20 protein-coding genes are annotated in these 22651 nt (G+C 59.7%); 10 read left to right on the top strand and 10 right to left on the bottom strand.

The window, feature by feature from the left end; all coding sequences use genetic code 11:
• Positions 1-509: 509 nt before the first annotated feature.
• On the bottom strand, positions 510-1244 hold the full coding sequence (locus Q7U39_03135) for a tetratricopeptide repeat protein (protein MDO9116923.1): 735 nt from the start codon (positions 1242-1244) through the stop codon (positions 510-512).
• The gene (locus tag Q7U39_03140) at positions 1241-1945 is read right to left on the bottom strand and encodes an alpha/beta hydrolase (protein ID MDO9116924.1); all 705 of its coding nucleotides are present in this window, start codon (positions 1943-1945) and stop codon (positions 1241-1243) included. The genes Q7U39_03135 and Q7U39_03140 overlap by 4 nt, the downstream gene beginning before the upstream one ends.
• Before the next feature lie 373 nt (positions 1946-2318).
• Here Q7U39_03140 and Q7U39_03145 point away from each other — a divergent pair, with 373 nt between their 5' ends.
• The 4 genes from Q7U39_03145 to Q7U39_03160 all read left to right on the top strand — a co-directional run bounded on the left by Q7U39_03145 (position 2319) and on the right by Q7U39_03160 (position 7741).
• A complete protein-coding gene (locus tag Q7U39_03145; GenBank protein MDO9116925.1) occupies positions 2319-3176 on the top strand; it encodes a UDP-2,3-diacylglucosamine diphosphatase in 858 nt (285 codons plus the stop codon).
• Positions 3177-3215: 39 nt separating this feature from the next.
• Positions 3216-5528 carry an aminotransferase class III-fold pyridoxal phosphate-dependent enzyme gene (locus tag Q7U39_03150; GenBank protein ID MDO9116926.1) on the top strand — a complete coding sequence of 771 codons (2313 nt, stop codon included), beginning with the start codon at positions 3216-3218 and terminating at the stop codon, positions 5526-5528.
• The gene (locus Q7U39_03155) at positions 5528-6064 is read left to right on the top strand and encodes a methyltransferase (protein MDO9116927.1); all 537 of its coding nucleotides are present in this window, start codon (positions 5528-5530) and stop codon (positions 6062-6064) included. Before Q7U39_03150 ends, Q7U39_03155 begins: the two co-directional genes overlap by 1 nt.
• Positions 6065-6250: 186 nt before the next feature.
• Positions 6251-7741, top strand: a complete 1491-nt coding sequence (locus tag Q7U39_03160) for an inorganic phosphate transporter (protein ID MDO9116928.1) — start codon at positions 6251-6253, stop codon at positions 7739-7741.
• Positions 7742-7813: 72 nt separating this feature from the next.
• On the opposite strand, the gene Q7U39_03165 is transcribed toward Q7U39_03160, so the two are convergent.
• Both Q7U39_03165 and Q7U39_03170 read right to left on the bottom strand, forming a co-directional pair.
• Complete coding sequence (locus Q7U39_03165; protein ID MDO9116929.1) at positions 7814-8275, bottom strand: hypothetical protein; 462 nt, start codon at positions 8273-8275, stop codon at positions 7814-7816.
• Between the two features lie 68 nt (positions 8276-8343).
• A complete protein-coding gene (locus Q7U39_03170; protein MDO9116930.1) occupies positions 8344-9366 on the bottom strand; it encodes a glycosyltransferase family 1 protein in 1023 nt (340 codons plus the stop codon).
• 382 nt (positions 9367-9748) lie between these two features.
• Between Q7U39_03170 and Q7U39_03175 the strand changes: the two genes are divergently transcribed.
• Positions 9749-10864, top strand: a complete 1116-nt coding sequence (locus Q7U39_03175; protein MDO9116931.1) for a hypothetical protein — start codon at positions 9749-9751, stop codon at positions 10862-10864.
• Positions 10865-11042: 178 nt separating this feature from the next.
• Here Q7U39_03175 and Q7U39_03180 read toward each other — a convergent pair whose 3' ends face one another.
• Entirely contained in the window at positions 11043-11429 is a 387-nt protein-coding gene (locus Q7U39_03180; protein ID MDO9116932.1) for a hypothetical protein, read from the bottom strand.
• A 588-nt stretch (positions 11430-12017) separates the two neighbouring features.
• Here Q7U39_03180 and Q7U39_03185 point away from each other — a divergent pair.
• The 3 genes from Q7U39_03185 to Q7U39_03195 all read left to right on the top strand — a co-directional run bounded on the left by Q7U39_03185 (position 12018) and on the right by Q7U39_03195 (position 14997).
• The gene (locus tag Q7U39_03185) at positions 12018-13661 is read left to right on the top strand and encodes a choice-of-anchor I family protein (protein MDO9116933.1); all 1644 of its coding nucleotides are present in this window, start codon (positions 12018-12020) and stop codon (positions 13659-13661) included.
• 105 nt (positions 13662-13766) lie between these two features.
• Positions 13767-14216 carry a hypothetical protein gene (locus tag Q7U39_03190; GenBank protein MDO9116934.1) on the top strand — a complete coding sequence of 150 codons (450 nt, stop codon included), beginning with the start codon at positions 13767-13769 and terminating at the stop codon, positions 14214-14216.
• 208 nt (positions 14217-14424) lie between these two features.
• Complete coding sequence (locus Q7U39_03195; GenBank protein ID MDO9116935.1) at positions 14425-14997, top strand: OmpA family protein; 573 nt, start codon at positions 14425-14427, stop codon at positions 14995-14997.
• A 314-nt stretch (positions 14998-15311) separates the two neighbouring features.
• Here Q7U39_03195 and Q7U39_03200 read toward each other — a convergent pair whose 3' ends face one another.
• On the bottom strand, positions 15312-15692 hold the full coding sequence (locus Q7U39_03200) for a hypothetical protein (protein ID MDO9116936.1): 381 nt from the start codon (positions 15690-15692) through the stop codon (positions 15312-15314).
• 258 nt (positions 15693-15950) lie between these two features.
• Between Q7U39_03200 and ppk1 the strand changes: the two genes are divergently transcribed.
• A complete protein-coding gene (gene ppk1 / locus Q7U39_03205; protein ID MDO9116937.1) occupies positions 15951-18116 on the top strand; it encodes a polyphosphate kinase 1 in 2166 nt (721 codons plus the stop codon).
• A gap of 38 nt (positions 18117-18154) precedes the next feature.
• On the opposite strand, the gene Q7U39_03210 is transcribed toward ppk1, so the two are convergent.
• The 3 genes from Q7U39_03210 to Q7U39_03220 all read right to left on the bottom strand — a co-directional run bounded on the left by Q7U39_03210 (position 18155) and on the right by Q7U39_03220 (position 19792).
• Entirely contained in the window at positions 18155-18625 is a 471-nt protein-coding gene (locus tag Q7U39_03210) for a methylglyoxal synthase (GenBank protein MDO9116938.1), read from the bottom strand.
• 152 nt (positions 18626-18777) lie between these two features.
• Complete coding sequence (locus Q7U39_03215; protein ID MDO9116939.1) at positions 18778-18912, bottom strand: hypothetical protein; 135 nt, start codon at positions 18910-18912, stop codon at positions 18778-18780.
• 76 nt (positions 18913-18988) lie between these two features.
• Entirely contained in the window at positions 18989-19792 is an 804-nt protein-coding gene (locus tag Q7U39_03220) for a hypothetical protein (GenBank protein ID MDO9116940.1), read from the bottom strand.
• A 158-nt stretch (positions 19793-19950) separates the two neighbouring features.
• Here Q7U39_03220 and Q7U39_03225 point away from each other — a divergent pair, with 158 nt between their 5' ends.
• Positions 19951-20532, top strand: a complete 582-nt coding sequence (locus tag Q7U39_03225) for a hypothetical protein (protein MDO9116941.1) — start codon at positions 19951-19953, stop codon at positions 20530-20532.
• Positions 20533-20637: 105 nt separating this feature from the next.
• Here Q7U39_03225 and Q7U39_03230 read toward each other — a convergent pair whose 3' ends face one another.
• Positions 20638-22458 (bottom strand): TIGR03790 family protein, encoded by a 1821-nt coding sequence (locus tag Q7U39_03230; GenBank protein ID MDO9116942.1) that lies wholly within the window; start codon positions 22456-22458, stop codon positions 20638-20640.
• Positions 22459-22651 lie beyond the last annotated feature (193 nt).

Below are 22651 nucleotides of genomic sequence, written 5' to 3' on the forward strand. Positions count from 1 at the left end.
CAGAACCGACCGGGCCCCCTTGAAGCCGCCTTATGCTCGAGAGACCGCCAACAACCACTTCTTGATTCGCACCACGATTGTCTCATGATGGAGTCGTCTCACTGCCCCGGACGAAGCCAGCAGCAGTGAACGCCCCATTGTGATTGTTGCTGTGGATGACTGACCGAATACTCCTCTCCCCACCGGCTGTTTCATAACTCCCTCCTCCGTCTCAGTGCACGAGCGGTTGCGGAGTTGGCATCGTTGCCTGTCGCTTGCGAGTGGACGAAGCTGCAGTCTCCGGCTCACCCTCATGCGCGGCACGATACCCGTGTATACTTTCACAGGGAGTCGTTACGAGCGGATCTGTGCCGGATCAAAACCTTGTAACACGGGCGTTAAGAGATGAATGCGGAGGCCTGCGGGAGAACTTGGAACAGAACTCGCGATGACTGTTGCGGCTACCGGGGAGTCAGGATAAAGAAGCAGGGTTTCAGCAGACGTGGCACGAGGCCGCGCCAAGACACCCGTTAACGAGCGACAGCTCCGGCCATCTCCTTCAGCATCCGTTCCGCTTCCGGCTTGTAGGTCCGCTCCCAGGCGAAGCGATAGTGGGGATGGTCGGCGCGAATGACAGTCTCCAGTTGCCGTTTCGCGTCGTCAATGCGATCCTGCTTCTTGTAGAGCTTTGCGACGAGAATGCGAGCGTTCGTAAAATTCCCGTCGGCGGCGATCGCCCGTTCGAGATACTCCTGGGCTTTTTTCTCATCTCCCCCGAGAAACCAGGGAAGCTCCATCAGCAGTCCGCCCATCATCTGAAGCGCTTGAGCATGGTTGGGATTGAGTTCGATCGCCCGCATCGCACAGTACTTGATTTCTTTCACGACCATCGCGGCATTGGCGATCCCCCGAAGCCGCTCGGCGCTACCGAGATTAGCAGCGTGAAAGAAATGGGCGTCCGCATTGGAGTCATCCAGTTGAAACGCTTGTTCTGCGGCTTTCGCGCCGGCTTCGAAGGCTGTCCGGCGCTTTTTCTCGTCCGTCAGCAAATCATCGGCGAGATCGAAGTAAGTCGAGGCCAGTTGAACGAGCAGCCCAGGTGACGCATCGCCTTCGTTCAACCGAGCGAGCAACGATGATAAATCCCCCTCCAGCGACTGCGGATACCCGGCCGGCATTTCGTCGCGCTGAGCGAGCGCCTGCCCGGTTCCTATGAGAGTGGCGAGTACTATACAGCCAACACCGATCCATGTAGCGCGATTCATTCTTCCTCTTTCTCGACCATGAACTCCGTAATGGCGGAAACCGCCGCTGTCGGATTCGTGTAGAGCGCGAAGTGCTGACCATCTATCATCCGAACTTGAACGGATGGTTGCACGCATGCGATCTCTTTAACATTGGAATGGGGCACGATCCCGTCGTCGCTGCCGGCGAGGCAGAGCACAGGAACTGGACAATTCTTCAAACGCTCTCGTGCGTCCATCTGTAACAGCGACCTGATCCGGGCCGCCACCATGGACGCCTTCACGCGCTTCCAGGTTTCTGTCTTGTCCCGCCTGAGCCGGTCACTCGAACTTCGAGAGAGCCAGACCGGAAGCCGCTTACCAAATCGAAGCATCCACACCGTCGGCGTCACGGCAGCCCATCCCAGCCGCGCGTAAATCGGTCGCGGCGGGCGCACAAACGTGGACGCCAGAATCACACCCCGCACCTTGGCCGGCTCAGCCGCGGCAAGCATGAGCGCCAGCGGCCCTGAGAATGACCAGCCCAATACATAACATGTGGTCGTTTCCGCCAGGGCGCACTGAGCCAGCCTCAGCAAATCGGGATACTCATTCGCTCCGGCGGTCGGGAACTGCACGATCATCGGCGTGATCCACCCCGGCAATGCCGCCAGCAATGGCCGAAAGAACACATCCGTACCGTCGAGACCAGGTAGAAGCACCAAGGTGATCGGATTCAACATATCGGAGGATGTCAACCTCATTGGTGATGGCCAGCCTACGCCGACAGCTGAATTCTGGGGCGATCACGGACCGAGGTCAACAGTTAGAACCGCATGTAACGCAATCTTAACGATGCGCTAAGACAGCGTTCTCTCGCAGTTTGGGAACCGAAGCCCGCCACACCTTGTTCTGTCACGCACAGCCTGGTGACGTGTTTTGTCCATTCCGTACGTTGCGCGGCCATTTGTTATGAAACCGTTTCAGCCGTAATCGTTTTCACATGGACAATTCACTGAACTCCACCGGTAGTCCTAACCAAGCTGAAACAAGGCTGTTATAGCCTTCTTCTCATGATGTCCCTTCGAATATCACCATCAGCGGGAGGTGACGCGGGTGCATAAACCACTTGGAGCTCGCTCTCTGTCGTACCGCACCGTCTGGATTTCCGATGTCCACTTAGGTTTTCGTGGATGCCGCGCCGATCACTTGCTGAACTTCCTCCATTCCGTCGACTGCGAGTATCTCTATCTGGTCGGCGACATCATCGACATCTGGGAAATGAGGAAGCGGATCTTCTGGCCGCAATCGCACAACAACGTCGTGCGAACGATCCTGGGCAAGGCCAAACACGGCGTCAATGTCATCTATGTGCCCGGCAATCACGACGAACTCCTGCGGGATTTTCACGATATGACGTTCGGCAACGTGCAGATCCTGGAGGAAGCCATTCACACAAATGCCGATGGACGGCGTCTCCTGGTCACTCACGGAGACAAGTTCGACAGCGTAGTCCGGTGCTCCCGGGCGATGGCGATGCTGGGCACCCGCCTCTACGACTGGCTGCTCAAAGCCAACTACGTGGTGCACGGCGTCCGGAGGAAACTCGACCTGCCCTACTGGTCGCTGGCGGGATTCCTCAAGCACAAAGTCAAGAACGCGGTGCAATTTATCAGCAACTTCGAAGCGGCCGTGGCCTATGAAACGGCCAGGCTCGGCGTCGACGGCGTCGTCTGCGGCCATATTCACCGGCCGGAAATCACCAAGTTGAACGACGTGATCTACTGCAACTGCGGCGATTGGGTGGAGAGCTGCAGCGCGCTCGTGGAGCACCACGACGGCAGCCTGGAACTGTTGCGATGGGCGGACACGATGGCCAGTCTTAAACATTCCCACAAAGGAGACCGGGAACGCACCAGCTTGTTTCCAGATGAGGAACTCGTTGTCGCGAAAGACCGAAGGTATGTGGCATAGGGAAACCTGCGCGTAAACCTGGAGGAAGAGGAGGATTGTATGTTCGACGAGACACTGCAACGATGGGGCGCCTGCGCGGATCTGCGCACAATCACCGCCTGCCGTCCCGGATGGGACGATGCCGGTTCCATCATCGCGCTCAGCCTCGCCGTCGGCATCGCGATCGCTATCCTCGTGCGGGTGACCGGGGTACTGATGAACCTTCGGGCCCGTTCGTTCACGCCGCTGTTCTCCCGCTGGCTCTCTCGATGGGTCAAGACCAACGATTATACCGGTGTAGACTTTTTCCGGGCCGACGGCGCGGATGATGCCACCGTCATCACACGCCAGCGGGCATTCGATCGCCTTGCGGCCTATTTTCAAGAGCACCATGCGCAGTCGATTGCCTGGGGCAACGCCATCCGGGACGGCCTCTCTGATCTGCGATTCACGGATGCCGGGCGCGTGCCCTTTCCCTTCGCCCGGGTCATGCGGGAGAAATTCAATCTCTGCTCAGTGGTGACCGCCTCTGCAGGACCGGAGCTGCGCGATCTTGACGGGCAGTGGTCGCTGGACGTGACGGGCTCCTACGGGGTCAACGTCGCGGGATACGATCGCTATAAGGAATGGATGGAGAAGGGCTGTGAGCGCGTGAAAGATCTCGGTCCGGTTCTCGGACCGCTTCACCCGATCGTTGCCGACAATATCGCGATGCTTAAATCGATCTCGAAACTGGATGAAGTGTCCTTCCATATGAGCGGCACTGAGGCAGTGATGGCCGCCATCCGGCTGGCACGCTTCAATACCCGCCGAGACAAGATTGTCTGCTTTGCCGGCGCCTATCACGGCTGGTGGGACGGTGTGCAACCAGGTCTCGGCAGCGAGCGGGAGATCAAGGACTGCATCACGTTGAAGGACGTCAACCCGGCGTCGCTTGATGCCATCCGCCGGATGAAGCGCGATATCGCGGGCGTCGTCGTCAACCCGATCCAATCGTTCCACCCCAATTCGCCGCCCCCGAGCGACGCCATCTTATTGACGAGCGACATCCGGAAAATTCAGGACGCCCATGCACCCTACGCCAAGTGGCTCCGGCAGCTCCGCGACGTCTGCACCGCCTGCGACATCCCGCTGATCTTCGATGAAGTGTACTCGGGCTTCCGCCTGGCCCCGGGAGGCGCGCAGGAATACTTCGGCGTCCAGGCCGATCTGGTCGTCTACGGCAAGACCGTGGGCGGCGGGATGCCGGTCGGAGTCTGCTGCGGCAAGAAAGAGTTGATGCGCCGCTTCGATCCTGACCACCCCATGCGTCTTGCCTATGTGATCGGCACGTTCTCGGCCCACCCGCCCGTGATGGGGGCGATGTACGAGTTCCTGCGCTGGGTGATCGCGCCGCAGGCCGTGCAACAGTACGACGAGGCGAACCGCCGCTGCACCGAATGGGCGGCCTCGATCAACAAGGATTTTGCGGAACGCGCGCTGCCGCTCCGTCTGGTCAACCTCGCGACGGTCTGGACCATCCTGTTCCAACAGCCGGGGCGGTACAACTGGCTGCTGCAATATTACTTGCGCGCGGAAGGCGTGACATTGAGCTGGGTCGGCACAGGCCGTTGCTTGAGCAACATGGCGTTTACCCAGGACCACTACGACGAGCTGCAGGCCGCCTTGATCGCGGCGGCTTCACGGATGAAGGTCGACGGCTGGTGGCTGGAAGGGCTCGATCAACCCGAACGGAGGAAGGCGATGAAATCTCGCTTGATATGGGAAATGCTCGGCAGCATTGTCCAGGTTCCGAAACCACTGCGCACGTTTTACACCGAGGTCATGCGGCGCAAACACGACGATCACGTGGCGTCGCACAGCCATCCGCTGAATCAGCTGTTTCATCTCCTGAGTTCGAGCGTGTTCATCTACTGCTACGTCCTGATCTTCACAGATCTCACAACCGCCGTCACGGCCAGCCTCGCGGCGCTCTTCGTCCGCCAGTTCGGCCATGCGATCGTCGAACCGCCCTGCCACGATAAGGAAGAACTGCTCCTCGGATTCAACACGCCGAACAAGACCCTGATCGTCTCAGCCTACTGCCTGATCCCGCTGGCCAACATGCTCTCAGCCGGCAGCGTAACCTGGACGGCCTTCGTCGAGAAATGGCCGACCATCGCGCAGCAATGGTGGGGGCTCACGCTGGTGGTCGTCCTGGGCCGCGTGGCCTACCTGGCCTGGCTGCATGACTTCCGGATTTCCATGATCTGGTTCGTGAAGCTCGTGACCGATCCCTTCACGGACATCAAGGCCTATGCGCCGAAGTCTGGCAGCGACTGGCGGGCGTTCCTGCCGCCCTATTCGACCGGCGAGATGAGCCACAAGCACTGATGACGCTCTGGAGTGTGCTGATCGCGGCCGGCGCCCTGAGTCTCGAACGAGTCTGGTACGCGTGGGTCTGGCACCATCCGGACTCGTTTCGCCGGTTCTGCTCCAAACCGCTCCTCGCCGCCTTCGGTGAACCGGTGGATGTCTTGCGAAGCTGTTTCGTCTGTTTCAAAATGCTGCAGCTCGCTGTGTTCTTCGGCTGGTGTTATCTCCATGGTGACGGCACCGTCCTCCCGCCCGGCGATGACGGACCCTGGATCGCCGCGGGTGGAGTGCTGATCGCCATCGGCCAAGTCCTCAACTTCGGCGTGTTCATGCAACTGGGCAAGATCGGCGTCTTCTACGGAAACAGACTGGGGTATCACGTCCCCTGGTGCCGGAGCTTTCCCTTCTCCCTCATGCCCCATCCGCAATATGTCGGCGCAATCCTGTCGATCTGGGGCTTCTTCATGACGACCAGATTTCCCTATGACGATTGGTTCATCCTCCCCCTGCTACAAACGGCACAATACGCGGCGGGAGCGTATCTCGAGCAATGACACCGATCGGGTGAGAACCGCCTGAGATAGATTTACCCATTGTTAATATCAATTTAATCTATCCGTAATGCTCCATACCCATACATGTGTCTCTTGTACTCCACGCTGCGCGTTGATCCGAGTTGAGGCGTTCTGCATACGAGCCGGATCATGAATCGGGCGGGCTCGTAAGAGATCAGGACCATCATGGACATGCTCTTCGGTGAGTCGTTAAGCGTCCAGACGGCGCTATTTTTATTGCTGGCGCTTGCCCTTGCGCTCAGCTTCGAGTTTGTCAACGGGTTTCACGACACCGCCAATGCGGTGGCGACGGTCATTTACACCAATGCGCTCGAGCCTAACACCGCGGTCGTCTGGTCCGGCTGTTGGAACCTGATCGGCGTCCTCAGCTCCAGCGGCGCGGTGGCGTTCGGCATCATTGCGCTATTGCCGGTGGAACTGGTGATCAATGTCGGCTCGGGCGCCGGCTTCGCGATGGTCTTCGCGCTGCTGATCTCCGCTATCGTGTGGAACCTGGGAACCTGGTACCTCGGCCTGCCTGCGTCGAGTTCCCATACGCTGATCGGCTCGATCATGGGAGTGGGCCTGGCGAACTCCCTCTTCTCAGCGAACCACGCTTTCGGCGACGGAGTGAATTGGGCCAAGGCCAAGGATGTGGGATTGTCGCTTCTCGTGTCGCCGGTCGTCGGATTTTGCGCAGCGGCGCTGCTTTTATTGCTGGCCAAAGCACTGCTCAGAAAACCTGCGCTGTACAGCGCGCCGGATCCTGGCAAGCCCCCCCCGCTATGGATCCGGAGTATCTTGATCCTGACATGCACCGGCGTTAGTTTCGCCCACGGGTCCAATGACGGGCAAAAAGGCATGGGCCTGATCATGCTCATTCTCATCGGCATTCTGCCGGGCGCGTATGCCCTGAACTTAGAAACGAGTACGGCGGCAATTGCGCATCTACAGATCTCTGCCCGCACGACGGACGACATCCTCAAGTCCTACGCCGGCGCGACGGCCTTGAAACCCGAAGATGCAGGCGAGGAGCTGTCCAATTTTTTGAGCAGCGCCGGCACAACCAGCGAAAGAACGTATGCCGCCCTGCAGCAGAAGAACGGATATATTGCGGAGCAGCTGAATGGGAAGCGCAGCCTCCGTGAGCTGAGCCGCAATGAGCGCAGCGAGTTCCGAACGGTGGTATATCTCGTGGGAAAGTCGCTCGACAAACTGCACACAGAGAACACGTTCACCGTTCCAAGCGAAAGAAACCACCTGACGACGTACCGGGCGGACCTGGACAACGTCACCCGGGTCCTTCCTGATTTTGTCAAATACGCCACTGCCCTGGCGCTTGGCTTAGGGACGATGATCGGCTGGAAACGGATTGTCGTGACGGTGGGCGAAAAGATCGGCAAAGCCCATCTCACCTATGCGCAAGGCGCGGCGGCGGAACTGGTTGCCATGTCCACGATCGGAGCGGCTGATTATTGGGGCCTCCCCGTGAGCACTACGCACGTGCTCTCATCCGGTGTGGCCGGAACGATGGCGGCCAATCGCTCCGGCCTCCAAATGGACACGCTGAAAAACCTCTTGCTGGCCTGGGTGCTGACGCTTCCCGTATGCGTGCTGCTGGGCGCCACCTTCTTCGCCGCAGGGCTCTATGTCGTGGCCCATTGGCTGGGGCTGTGAAGTCCAGCCGATCTCACCACAAAGGCAGCACGGTCACCGGCAGAAATTTCGCATTCGCCGGGTCGGTTGAGGCTAGTGTGGCTTTGGCGTGAATCTCGCGCCGTCCAACAGACGGCTCAGCTGCGATTGCAGTTCCCTCTCACCCCGCTGTTGATAGAGCAGGGCCCAGACCGGCAGAACCACGACGAGCGCCGCCACTACCCACGCACCAATCGAACGATCCGAAAAGATGGCGATGAGAAGTCCGAGCAAGAGACCCGCTCCGGCGAGCGCGCGGGGAAAGGGAGCCGGGAGCGGCCCCCACATGAGCCGGAGCACTACCTCAGCGCCCCCGGACTGTTCAAGGATCGCAACCTCCGCCGCGGCCGGCGGCATCATCGGAGCTCCGGCAAGAAAGAACTTAGGAGGCATGCGATCCATCGCATACAGTAGTTGGCGCGATGGCGTGGAGTCCTCACGTCCGGACTTTCCTGAAGCTTCAAACCTGACCCGCACCGTATACGGAGTCAGGGTGGTTGTGGTGTGTACATGCATGTACTATCTCCCGTACAATTATTTAATACTCTGGATTTGGGAGAACTTGACGGAGTCCCTCCGCTTTGTTAGCGCATGCTCCCCCACCGGCTCTCTTCAAACGGCTCCAGCAAGGACGCGAAGCGTTCCGTCCAATTGCGCCAGGAATGCTGTCTGGCATAGGCGATGCAATCAGCCGGGTCGAGCTTCAGCGCGCCGAGGATGGCCTTGCGAAGATCGTGATCCAACACGCCGGTTTTCCCGTTCTGCACCACATCGATCGGGCCGGTGACGGGAAACGCCGCAACCGGCACACCGCAGGCCATGGCTTCGAGCAACACAAGCCCGAACGTGTCGGTCAGGCTCGGAAACACGAAGACATCCGCCGCCGCGATGTGCGCCGTCAGCTCCTGCCCCGTCTTCTGTCCGGTAAATGTCACGTTCGGATAGCGCCGCCGAAGCTGTTCCAGATCAGGGCCATCCCCCACCACATACTTCGAGCCGGGCAGATCGAGATCCAAGAACGCTTCGATGTTTTTCTCGACGGCAACGCGGCCCATGTACATGGAGATGGGCCGTTCCCCTGACAAGAATGATTTTAGCCCAGGCTGGAACAGATTCGAATCCACGCCCCTCGCCCAGATTTCCAGATTCTTGAATCCTCGGTCTTCCAGCATGCGCCGCATCGATGGCGTGGCGATCATCGTGCGGGTCGCGCGGCTGTGATACCGGCGCAGATAGGCGTACGACCAGGAGAGGGGAAGGGGAAAGCGGGCACGGACATATTCAGGAAACTGCGTGTGATAGGACGTCGTAAAGGGCAGCGAGAGACTGCGACAGAACGCATGCGCCGCATGGCCGATAGGGCCTTCCGTCGCGATGTGAATCGCCTGCGGGCGAAACTCCCGGAGCATCCGCCTGACGCCACGTTTCGGAAATACCGCGAGCCTGATAGAGGGATACGTCGGGCAGGGATAGGTACGAAAATCCTGCGGCGTGATCACTCGCACCTCATGCCCCAGCTCTCTCAAATGCGTGACGGTGTGCCCGAGCGTGCGGACGACCCCGTTGATCTGCGGCTGCCAGGCATCGGTCGCGATTGCGATTTTCATGGTACTCGATGGGCTCGAATCAACGGAGAGGCCGCCCCCATCACTGATCCCTCCTCCGACTACCGACAGGCTACGACACCGAACGATGAACCTATTCTGAAAGGAGTACGGAGACCGGTCAACAGACAAGATCACTTGTAACGCAATCTTAACGATGGACCGGGAAGATACTTTTAATCGAACCTTCATCAAGCTGTAACGACACGCGGGTATCCTTTTTCGCCCTGGCGCTACCCTCCCCGGCCACCTCACAGACTTTGATGCCAGAGGGGACAAGAGCCTGGCTCGACTTCCTCTGATCAGCAGATTTCAAGCCCACCCACCATAAGAAGCAGTCACTGATATAATGAGGCCTCATCTGTGGAATGATCGGAGATCAGCTATGTCGACACCACTCGAAACGACGGTGACCGTAAACAAAGGCACCTGCTATGCCATCTTCGCCTATGACATCGGCACGTCCATCGCCCTCGACGAGGCCGATCGCCGCATTACCGCCGGAACCGAACGCGGGCGAATCCGCCATAAAGCCAGGGCGCCGCAGCACTTCAACTACCATCCGGCTCCGCTAAGACTCATGCAGGAAGGCATCTCGCTGACAGTAGGCGCCTACTCGTCGCGTCCGACTGTCGAAGTCATGGTATATGACTTCGGCGCCGTGACCATCACCTATCGCCTGGCATTGGACGGTCCCTTCGGCGGCATGCTTGAGCTGAGCAACGCACTCTATGAGAATGAGTTATTGCTGAAGGAGTCCCGCACCAGAGTCGAGCAACTGGTGCATGCGATCCACCCCGCCATCGAACGCCCCCAAATAGCCCCGGAAGTCGAAGACTATCTCATCTTCTCGATCGAAACCTGTACGCCGTCTCAATCCTCTCCGATCTGGACCGACCGGGAAGCCGATCTCGCCAGGATTCTGCGCGGAGAACGAACGCCGCTCTCCGAGCAGGAGACGCGCGACGCCATGGCCTGCCGCATTTCTTTCGGGCTCGAGGACACGGCCTTCATCGACTGGCATGCGGCGGTGTTGTTCGGCAATGACATGGATGACGTGCGGGCGGTGCTGGAATTTGCGAACGTCGAATTGCTCGAAATGCGGATGCTCGACGAACAACTCGATACCGCGCTGGACGAGGGATACGAAGCGCTCACGCGAAAGCCCCGGCTGCTGCCGCTCCCCGGTGCGCACGACAAGGACACCACCCACATCGCGCGGCTGCAAGTCGACGGCGCGCTGCTCTTCGAGCGGGTCACGAACACGTTGAAGCTCTTAGGCGACCAGTACCTGGCGCGGGTCTATCGCCTGGCGTCTCAACGGTTTCACCTGGAAGCCTGGGATGCGAGTATTCTGCGCAAGCTGGATACGCTGGATAGCATCTACGGAAAGATGTCGGACCGCGCGACGACCCGGCGCATGGAAGTACTTGAATGGATCATCATCGTACTGATCACGATCTCCATCGCCGTGTCGTTCCTCCCGATGGCCGGTCACTAGCCTACCCTGCATTATTCATGGCGATTCGACTCGCAATCGCTTGAACATCTGTTTCTCATGAACCGTGTCGCGCAAACACAGATCGAGACGCACTCTTTCCATCCTACGCTTCACGAGATATGAGCGACGAAGAACTGGACAGCGCAATTGATATTGGTGCGGAATTGCAGAGGGGGGGCTATCGCTCGAAGTGGAACCGGCCCAGCACGGCATGGTGCAGTTCGTGGCCGCAGACTTCGAAGTTCATCTTGGGACAATAGATGGTGCGGGTGTGAAAATCGTAAAAACCCACCACGACTTCTTCGCGCCGCTGCGATTCCAGCACGAGCCTGGGAGTCATCATGACGGCAGGCTTGCCGGTCACTTCCTTCCACTTGGCCTGAATCTGCGGCTCATCGAGAAAGACGACGCGGAGATCCGACAGCTCGTGTTGCTCGCCGGGCGAGGGATGACCGACCGCGCAGCCGGCGATGGCACTAACCAGCGCCGCACCCGCGAGGCTTCGGATCATCCACCCTCGCCACTCTCGAACGCATTCCTGCACAGCCATCTCATCACCGATCATCTATCGCGCCGATGATTCCCCGTCGGGCGCGAAACCCGGAGCCCCGCTCGATATCGCAGCCGGCGATCCCTTGCTGACTCTGACTCACAATCATTGTAAGAGTAGCAGCGGTTCATCTCTCGTCAAGTGCACGAGAGCCAGATCGATTCACACGCAGCGAAGCACACCGAACCCTGCGAACGAATCGCCCACCTAACAAGACGGGTTAACGACTGTTCCGATGATGCTGAGTCGAAGGGGCGAAGCCGGCTGTCGGCCCGTCCGCTCGTTGAGACGTACCAATCAAGCCGGCTGAGATTGGTTCATGCTCGTTCGTGAATCGGAAGCTTCTCCAACACGATGTCATTTCGGAACGTCCAGACGTACTCGGGAAGGCCTCCACGCTCACATCGACACAGCAGCACCCCGCTGAGGCCGGTCGGTCCCTGAGGTATCGCTACGGCTGTTGCCCGGCTCCTTCGTACCAGCTACGCCGTCCCCAATCGTAACTGAATCTTAACGCCCGCTTGATTTCAGTCTAATCGAACTCGGCCATAGTGCCCGGCTCACAACAGGGCAGGAGATTCGCCAAACCTGGAGGGAACCAAGATGAAGATCGAACAGGTGTTCGTCGGAATAGGACTACTCAGCGTGATGGGGCTGCCGTTGCTCGCACAGGCGTCGGACTCGAAATCCATCACGCTGAAACAGATCGGCCGGTACAGCGCGGGCGCCAGCACGAACCCAGACGAACCACGCGCAGAAATCACCGCCTTCGATCCGCAGTCGAAGCGGTTGTTCAGCATCAATCTGAATCTGCGCCAGCTCGACGTGCTCGACCTGAGCGCGCCGGAATCGCCCGTCCTCGTACAGACGGTTCCGCTCGGCGGGAAACCTAACAGCGTGGCCGTGCGCCGAGGCATTGTCGCCGTCGCCCTTGAAGGCGCGCAGAAGACCGATCCGGGCTGCGTGAAGTTATTCAACGCGAGCGGCGCGTTCCTCAACCAGCTCACGGTCGGCGCCCTGCCGGATATGCTCACCTTCTCGCCCAATGGCCGTTGGCTGCTCATCGCCAATGAGGGCGAACCGAACAGCTACAATCAGACGGACAGCGTGGACCCGGACGGGTCGGTCAGCGTGATCGACATGCGCGGGGACGTCACCGCCCTCACTCAGCTCGATGTCCGGACCGCCGGATTCAGCACGGCCATTCCACAGGAGAATTCTTCTAGCATCAGGATCTTCGGCCCCAATGCGACGCTCGCCAAGGACCTCGAACCGGAATACATCACCATCTCCAAAGACTCGAAGACGGCTTGGGTCACGCTGCAGGAGAATAATGCGATCGGCATCCTCGATATTCCCTCCGCCACCTTCACCAAGATCGTCGGGCTCGGCTTCAAAGATCACTCCCTGGCCGGGAACACGCTCGATGCCAGCGACCGCGACACCCCTGGTTCGAGCAACGCCGGGATCATCAACATCAGGAACTGGCCGGTGCTCGGCATGTATCAGCCCGACAGCATCGCGTCCTATCGCGTGAAGGGCCGGACCTATCTCGTCATGGCCAATGAAGGCGATGCCAGGGACTACACCGGCTTCACGGAAGAGACCCGCGTCGGGTCCCTCTCGCTCGACGCCGCAGCTTTTGCCGCGCAAGGATATCCTGACGTGACCACCGGGGCGGCCGGCCTCCGCAACAACGACAACCTCGGACGGCTGACCGTCACCAATACCCTCGGCAACACCGATGCCGACGCCGACTTCGAGAAACTCTACGTGTTCGGCGCCCGGTCGTTCAGCATCCGCAAAGCTGACGGCGGGCTCGTCTACGACAGCGGCGACGATCTCGAACAGCGGACGGCGGCATTAGTTCCGACGACGTTCAATTCCAACGGCGCCGTCGACACCTTCGATACCAGAAGCGACAACAAGGGGCCGGAGCCGGAAGGGCTCGCGCTCGGCAAAGTCGCCGGACGAACCTATGCATTCATCGGCCTGGAGCGGACTGGCGGTGTCATGGTCTACGATATCTCTAAACCAGAAGCGCCGCAGTTCGTCACCTATGCCAACACCACGCCCACAGACCTATCACCTGAAGGCTTGATCTTCATCAAGCGGAAAGACAGCCCGAACAGCAAGCCGCTGCTGGTCGTCTCGCACGAAGTCAGCAATACTGTCACCATCTTCGAAATCGATTGTGTGTCTAACGAAGACGACGGCGACGAAGAAGACGACGAGAGCGATCGCTAGGACCGACAACACAACCAGGGCCGGGAGTCTTGAGCTCGATCGAGACTCCCGGCCCCAGATCGGTCGCGCAAGACACGTCTGTCATCCCGTGAAAGGGTACTGTACATGATGAATCGCGTAGCAGCCGTAATCATAGCGCTCGCCATGGCTGCCGCATTGGCCGGCGGCCCCGCCATGGTCTATGCGGCTGCACCTGAGAAGGCCCCTGTTGCAATCAAGGTTCGCGTCAGCGAAAAGGGCTTTCTGGACGAGAAGGGCAAGCTCTATAGCGCGAAACGTGTCCTGACTGTCCCGAAGGACGCCGTGGTGACCATCACCTTCCTGTTCGGAGAAGACCTGACCAGCCTGGCCGTAGGCGATACCCATCAGATTGCCGTCAAGTCAGAAGATGGGTGGAAGCAGGAAACCGGCTCCATCTGGATCATGAACCGGGAGTCGAGTCTGACCTTTCGCGCCGGAGAAAACGGCCGCACCCAGTATCGGGCCTATTGCATCCTCGACTGCATCGGTATGGAACACCTGACCAACCTGATCATTCAAGTCGCCGCAACCTGAGCCGATTTCCTCACGGCTGCCGCCTCTTGCCCCCCGCTCGACGCGATCCGACGCTCCCACGGAACAGACCGTCGTCGCACCATCCGCCACTGTTCGCACAGAGTTAACATCGCCGTGAAGACAGTGTAATCGACGGCACGTAGTATTTCGTCCAGCTATACGCCTCGACCGACATCGGGCCATGCAATCCTGGAGAGGAGCCTCCATCATGATATCGCGCACATTCGACGCTGCCGTGCTGTGCAGTCTCCTCGTCGCGGCGGCGGCCTGTTCTCAACCGACGATCCGTGCCGCCGGCGAATTTCGGCAGCCGGCCCCCGGTGCATCCCTGCAGGATGATGAGACCGAACAGATCGTCCCGGAACCGATCGTGGGCCGGGAACTCCCGCAAGCCTCGGTCAGGCGGATGGAGGAGGAGCATCGAATGGAACAGGCCGGCACTGCGGCGGCGGGGCTGCGGGATGCCTTCTTCGCCTACGACAGCTGGGATCTGGATAAGGAAAACATGCGGGCCCTGACGGAAAACGCGAACTGGCTGTTGGCGCACCGCGACACGCGGCTGCGCATCGAAGGCCACTGCGACGAACGAGGCAGCACCGCCTACAACCTGGTCTTGGGCGAGCGCCGCGCGCTGGCGGTGCGGGAATTCTTGACGGATCTCGGCGTCGCAACTCAACGACTGGCAATCATGTCGTACGGCGAATCCCAGCCGGTCTGTCGGGAGCCGCGCGAGTCCTGCTACCGGGAGAACCGCCGGGGGCATCTCGTCGTCAAACCCTGACCGCTCCCGCCGCGCTCATTCCTCCAGAGCCTGCACGCCACCTCCACCCTCTCCGCTCTGGATCGACCGGGAAACCGATTGCGCCAGGACTCTACTCGAAGAACAGAGGCCGCTCTCCAAGCAGGAAATACGGGATGCGATGGCCTGCCGCATTTCCTCCGGACGCTACACACATCACGGGACGTAGGACCATTGAGTGCTATGTTGATCCCAAGACCCAGTAAGATGCTCCCCGCACCCTGAGCCCCTTTTTAGGTATCTCCTCAATTGAAGCCCTGAAATGGACGAAGGCGCCATTTCCTCGCTCCCTGTCACTATTGAACCTCCAGCACAACCCCGCGGGCATCGTATCGAATGCGGAAGTCTTTGTTCGGCCGGTCCACAGCGCCGGCATTCAAAGCCCTCGCTCCCAAGCCGGGATTCACCGATTGCGTCTTTGTCGTCATGGTCCCGAAAGGACCCATCTGCGCCGTTGGAATTTCGATGCGCATAGAGGCTTGTCCCGGAGCCTTGGCTCGATAGATCGCCGTTTCTTCATCGTTCGAGACCGTCACCATATCCGGTTCGCCATACTGTTCCACCACTTCTGCGCGCGTCGTGACACCGACTCGAATCCACTGCTCGGAGGACCCGGTCGTGGCGCAAGCCATGAGAAGCATGAGTATGACGCCGCTCAGAGCATGAGAAATTCTCACCGGATCACCTCCCTGACCACAAATCCCAAGAACGCCAGACACCATTTCGTTTACGGTACGATGCTTTGCAAGCCCTCATCATACCGCGAGGCGTGATACCATGCCTCGCACAGTACTGAGGAAGGCGAGACCGTGCCAGTTAAGATTGGGTTAACGAATACTCGAGGCAAGAACAAAGCCGACGCGAAACGCGCGAGAAAAGTTAACACATATTTAACAAAGCGCTCTTGAGGCATCGCGTACGATCTGCCTATCCTAGTGCCGACCGATGTTCGACTAAAGATTGATCCCCTACCGTTGAACCCTCTAGTCAGAAAAGAACGATACGCGATGGATCTGACCGACCCGTCTCTCTACATCAACCGAGAACTGAGCTGGGTGCGTTTCGACGAACGCGTGCTCGAAGAGGCGCTCGATCAGCGCCATCCCCTCCTTGAACGGCTGAAATTCCTCTCCATCTTCAGCAGCAATCTGGATGAGTTCTTTATGATCCGGATGTCCGGGCTCTACTGGCAGCAGCAGACCGGCTCCGTCGAAGCCCCGCCGGACGGCCGCACGCCAGAAGAGCAGATTCTGGCAGTTCACCAGGCTCTCGCCCCCCTCCTGGCCAGGCAGATGGCCTGCTGGAAAGACGACCTACTGCCGAAGTTCCGCGAGACAGGCATTCAGGCACAGCCACTCTCTGAGATCCCGAGTGAAGCGATCGCGCGACTCCGGGACTATTTCAAATCCGCCATTCTCCCGGCCCTGACCCCGCTGGCCTTCGACGCCGCCCATCCCTTTCCCCATATTTCCAATTTGTGCATGAACCTCGCCATCGTGGTGCACGACGGCGAGGACCATGAACGGTTCGCGCGCCTGAAGGTCCCGCGCCTTTTTCCACGTCTTCTCCCTGTGCCACGTGAAGTCCAACCGGCGAGCGGCTCCGACGGAAACCCCGGCAGTTTTGTCTGGATCGAAGACGTCATCGCCGCCAATCTGGATCTCCTGTTTCCCGGCTGCCGCGTCGCGACGGCTTATCCCTTCCGGGTCACACGCGACGCAGACCCCGATATCGAAGCGGACGAAGCGGCCGACCTTCTGCAAGCCATTCAGGAAAGCCTTCGTCAACGGCATTTCGGTTCCGCCGTGCGCCTGGAAGTCAGCGCGGCGATGCCGGAACAGATCCGGGAGATTCTGGCGAAGAATCTGCATCTCGGCCCCGACCAGATCGACGCCGTGGACGGCCCTCTCGGCATGGCCGATCTCATCGAACTCACCAAGCTGGACCGGCCCGATCTGAAAGATGCACCGCTGCTGCAGAAAGTCTCACCGCTCATGGCGCGCCAGGATCTCTTCACCGTCATGCAAGAACGCGATCTGCTACTCTATCATCCCTACGACAGCTTCCAGCCGGTGGTCGACCTTCTCCGTAATGCGGCAGCCGATCCTCAGGTCTTGGCCATCAAGATCACCCTGTATCGGGTCGGGCTTGCTTCGCCCATCGTGCAGGCCCTCATGCAGGCGCGGGACAACGGGAAAGAGGTCACCGCCCTGGTCGAGCTACGGGCCCGCTTCGACGAAGAAAATAACATTCAATGGTCCAAAGAATTGGAACGGGCGGGCGTGCACGTCGCGTACGGACTGGTCGGGTTGAAGACCCATGCCAAGATGTGCCTGATTGTGCGCCGTGAGGATCACGGGCTCGCCCGATATGTTCATCTCAGCACCGGCAACTACAATCCTGCGACCGCGCGCGTCTACACCGACCTCGCGCTCCTGACCAGTAATCCAGCCATCGCCTCCGACGTCGCCATGCTCTTCAACGCGTTGACCGGGTACGCCGGGGAACATCCCTATCGCTGCCTGATGGTCGCCCCAAGCGGAGTGCGCAGCGGCATGCTCGAGCGGATCGAACGGGTTACGGCTCAACACCGGCAGACAGGACAGGGTTACATTGCCTTGAAGCTCAACGCCCTCACCGATCCGGCCTGCATTCAAGCCCTTTATCGCGCCTCTCAGGCGGGCGTCACTGTCGATCTGCAAATCCGAGGCGTCTGCGGACTGCGTCCCGGCGTCCCCGGCGTCAGCGAACGGATTACGGTCACGTCGCTGGTAGGCCGCTTTCTCGAACACAGCCGGATTTTCTATTTCCGGTTCGACCGGGAAGAAGAGGAGCTATGGATGGGGAGCGCCGATCTCATGCCGCGCAATCTGGATGGTCGTGTCGAAGCGGTGTTCCCGATCGAAGCCGCGCACCTGCGCCAGGCCATCCGTGACGATATTCTATTCCCGCATTTACGCGACACGGCGCACCTGCGCCGGATGAATGAGCAGGGCTTGTACGAACGCGTGGCACCGCAGCCGGATGAAGCGCCGCTCGACTCCCAGCAGCAAATGCTGGAGCGGGCCGGTAGCTGGAATCAGACTCCGCATGAGCGATAACGCAGAAATGAATGTGGAACTTTAGGTAATCACCAGATCTATGCCACGTCCAATCGCACCAACCGATTCCGGTGCCCTTCATAATCCGGCACAAGACGCTCGTACGATTTCGGCATCAGTGAGGAAGAGATAAGGAAATCCGCCGATGCCCGGTTGCAGGCAATCGGAATATTCCAGACGACGGCGATGCGCAGCAGCGCTTTCACGTCCGGATCGTGCGGATGTGGTTCCAGCGGGTCCCAGAAGAATATCAGCACGTCGATCTTGCCTTCGCTGATCTTCGCGCCGATCTGTTGATCCCCGCCTAGCGGTCCGCTCTGCAACCTGGTCACCGGCAGATCTAGTTCCGTCGCGAGCAGCTTGCCGGTCGTCCCGGTTGCGATGAGATGATGCCCGGCCAGCGCCTCACGGTTAAACTTCGCCCAGGCCAGGAGATCCTGCTTCTTATTATCGTGCGCCACAATCGCAATCGTTTTCTCGTCCGCCATCGACACCGTATTGTTGTTCATCGCTTCTCCTCGGTCATGAATCTACGGACTTTCCAGCACCGTTCTTCCCGAAGTATGGCAGGCTCTTGTTACGAATGGATTTCATGCCAAACGCCGCTGCGGGATCCAGCACTTACGCGGGTATCAGCCGGCCGTAAACAACCGTGGACCAGCTAAACGAGTGACTTGGGACGCTCACACCACCGGCCCGGCTTCATGACCGTACCCATGGCCAGAACAACAAGAATGCCGGCAAAGAGCACCAGCGTCACCATGAGAAAGAACGCACCGCGCAGATTGGGAAGCATGCAGGCTCACCTCCTTGCCGTTCGTCATGTTGTTCACACTGACCCGCGCCACGGCCGGAACACTTCCGGCTTCACCCTATTCAAGATACTGTTCCGGATCGAGGACGATCTTCTCGATCGGACCGTCTGACGGAATCGTCAGAAGATGGAGCTGGCCGCCCACCGCGCCGTTCTCCATCTGGAATGTCTCTGCGTGATCGATCGTCGCTCGCACCGCAAGCTTGTACAAAACCTTTGCATCGTCGAGGCTGAATGCCGACAAGAAGCAATGGTCCTCTGCGCGCAGGCGATTCGCCTCGATCGCCCGACTGACTTCGGGTCGCTGCTTGTCCCGTTCAAAGTGGCCGCTCGTATCCAGCAAGAGCGCCGCAACACGCTCCTCTCCCAGGAATCGTACCCCACAGCCGTCGAAACTGAGCTTCCCGACCGGCGCCGTTTTGACGCTCCAGAGCCCTTTGCGGTTCTTCTCCCAGCGCAGCTCTCGAACCGCGGCCATCGGCGTGGCGCCATCAAACCCGGCCACTGCGACAAACGCGATGTGGGGGTTCGCCGGAGCCGGCAGTGCCGCCGCCGGAGTTGTGCCCGGCCCCTGCTGTTCCCGGTACCTGTCGAACAGTTTGCGAATGAGAAGGTCCGCCTGTGCATCGACCGACAGCGGCTTACGCGACCGGGAGAGGGTCTTGCAAACAGCCTGAAACTGCTGATGCAGGGAAAGCCGTTCGCCATACCACCCCTCAAAAGCCGCCACCGTCCGCTGACTGGGCATACAGGTTTTTTCTATTCGGGAAGGGTTAGGGGCGCCGGATCCCCAGAGCACGGTGTCGGCTCCGAGCATGATGCCGGTGGAAGTGAGAAAGATTCCGATCAACGTCCCAAACATGATGGTTTCATCCTATCGCAGGCTCATCACCAACAGGTTGCAGCCGGTTCAAGATCGCGTTAACCGTCCGCATTCCATAACAGGCAAGGATAATTAACACATCCGTTACAACAACCCGAGCGGCGCGTAACAGCTTCTCCTCTATATATCTCTCCGCGATGTCTACAACCAACCCGCCGGCTCGTTTCATTACATCGACAGGTAGCCTGCGCCGACAGGCAGTAGTTCAGGCCATCCTATGGCCGCTTCTCACCGGGTTGTTGCTCGTCACGGCTTCCTGCGGGGATTTGCAGGATCCGGCCTCCGGAACGCAAGGGGCCTCTTCTACACAACCGTCCGTCACCCCGGTTTCCGGACAACAGACCGGAGATACCGCGACGCCCGGCGCTGATGCCCCCGCGGTTCCCGCTGAACCGGCTCCCTCACTCCCGTCGCCGGAAACCTCCCAGCTTCCGACAGAGACGCCCTCCGGCGCGCCGCCTCAAGCCCTGGCGTTGGAGAAGCCTGAGACGCAGCCCATCACATTCGAATGGAACCCGAGCCCTTCCGGCGATGCAGTAGGATACAAGATCCTGATCTCGACGATGTCTGCCACAACCCAATATACATTCCAAACCGGCCCTGAAACCCGCCTCACCGTAGACCTCCCGAAAGGGGAGAGCTACTACGCAACCCTATTCGCCTTCAATAGCGCCGGGCAAAGTCCGCGGACCGACTACATACGATTCGATCTGTTCTGATTCCTGCCACAATCAGCGTGACCGGGAAGGGCCTAAGAAGGCCGGCGAGGAGCAGTCCTGCCCACCAGGCAGACTCCTGAAGAATCCGTTTTTCTGTACGCACCGTCAGTGCGCTGCTGGGGCGAACATTTGAGCCTGGTTCTGCAGGATTGCGTCGAGCCTGATTCGGGATTGGCTCTGAAGACGTTTCACGTCATCTATCGCAAGGAGCGGATCGGCAAACGCCTGGTCGGACGGAGCGATCGGGGCCAGCGAAAACATGCTTAAGGCAGAGCGCTTCGCAGCCGGTTTGTTCTTCCAAGGGTTATAGAGCGGGTCGCCGACCAGCACCATACGCCAGCTCACCCAACGGCTGGTCAGATAATAGGACTCGACCAAGGAGTACTGGCCGGTCATGAGCAGCGCAGCGAATTCGAGCGGCTCTGGGAACGCATCCAGGTAGGGCTCCCCGACTGAGCCGAGCGTCGCGGTAATCCCGTGATCCAACGCATTCTTGCACCAGCCTGCCTCTCCGTGGCGGTGGAGACTCACGGCTTCGCCGGACGCCATGTGGTACCCGATCGCGCCGGTCCGGAAGGTAAAGGCATCTTCATATTGTCTCAGCCGGTACCAGCCCGCATAGAACGCGACGTCCGGCGCGGCGCCGGGACGCTCAAACCGCGCCTCCGTGTTGTCCAGTTGCGAGCGGTACATCGTGTGCTGCGTGACAAACTGATGCAAGTCCCGCAGGCTTTGATCGTAGCGGCCATACGTATCGGACGGATCCTTGACCGGCATTCCACGCGCGTCCAGATAGACCGTGCCGTTCAGCCCCTGCCGCTCCGCTTCCATCGCGCGATCCACCAAGCGGCTCGCCAGATCGGCTGTCGAAGCATCGAGCCGGCCCACCATGAGAACAGGGATCTCTCGATGTCCCCCTCCGGATTTCTTGAACGCATGGTACAGCGGATTCGCCCGGCGCCAGGCCGCGCCGTACAGCGACCGATCCCACCAGAGCAGACTCAGTTCACTATCGACACTGGCGTCGCCATGTTCCTCCGACAACCGGCTCTGTTCCATCGCGGCCAAACCGAACACTCCGTAAGTTCCGTACACCTGTTCGATCCGCTGATAGAACTCGCTCCGCCGGTCTCGCACCGGAAGGTCCAACGATCCGAGCAGCAATTGCAATCCCTCCGCCTGCTGCCCTCGCGCCTGCCTGGCAGTCTCGCTCTCGGAACTCTGCCCGCCCCGGCGCATCTCGTGCTGCAGTTGCGAGAGCCCAGCCACCCCCTGGTGGTCCCGAACAATGGCCTCTAGTCGTGAAGACCACTGCGCATCGGCCGGCGGCTTCAGCTGTCGCACCCGTCCGGCGGAGGCTTGAACGGCCTCATCGACGCGCAGCAAGAAGGCGATGTGGCGTTCATAGGTGACGGGATCCTCAGCCTGCGGCGCGGCCTGAGCAGAAGCAGGCGCAGAGCCGGAACTCGCCGCGATGGCACCGGCCCGGCGCTCAAGATCCTCCAGCCGCGTCCGCGCGGCCCCGAGCCTGGCAGTGGCATCGCGACGCCAGCGCTCTTCGTCGTCCGTGAGCCTCGGCGCGGCGACGCGGAGCGGAACACCGAAGACCGTCACGACGACACGAATCGCTTTATGAATATCCCGCGCGTGGAGCGTCTGCCGGAGAGGCGCCGCCAGCCGGCGCTCATAGTCCTCCCGGCTCATGGTGTCGTCGAGGGGAAGATCCAGTTCGACGATGTGCTGCGCGGGAATTCCCCGGCGCGTCGCATAATGTTGTGCGACCGAGAGACTCTCACGGCTATTGACGTTAGCAACAATCACGACCTGATTCGGGGAGAGCTCCGCTCGAGCAGTAGGAATATCGAACAACAAGATCAGGCCCTGGAGAATCAACACAAATCCAATGAGGAGCACCGAAGCAGACATGGGGCTCCGACCCTCCCCTCTCAAACAGTCGCTTCGCAACATCTTTAGCCTTTGCCTCTCAAGGCCGGTGCCAGGATTGCCCAAGACCAGGCCCGCTCTACTCGAAATTTACGCATCGGTAATCCGCCTCTAACTCTGCCGCAACGCCGGGTTTGTAGACTGTACACAATACAACAATATAAAGGGAGGAACA

The sequence above is a fragment of the Nitrospira sp. genome, assembly GCA_030653545.1.
In the GTDB taxonomy this organism is placed as follows: Bacteria; Nitrospirota; Nitrospiria; order Nitrospirales; family Nitrospiraceae; genus Nitrospira_D.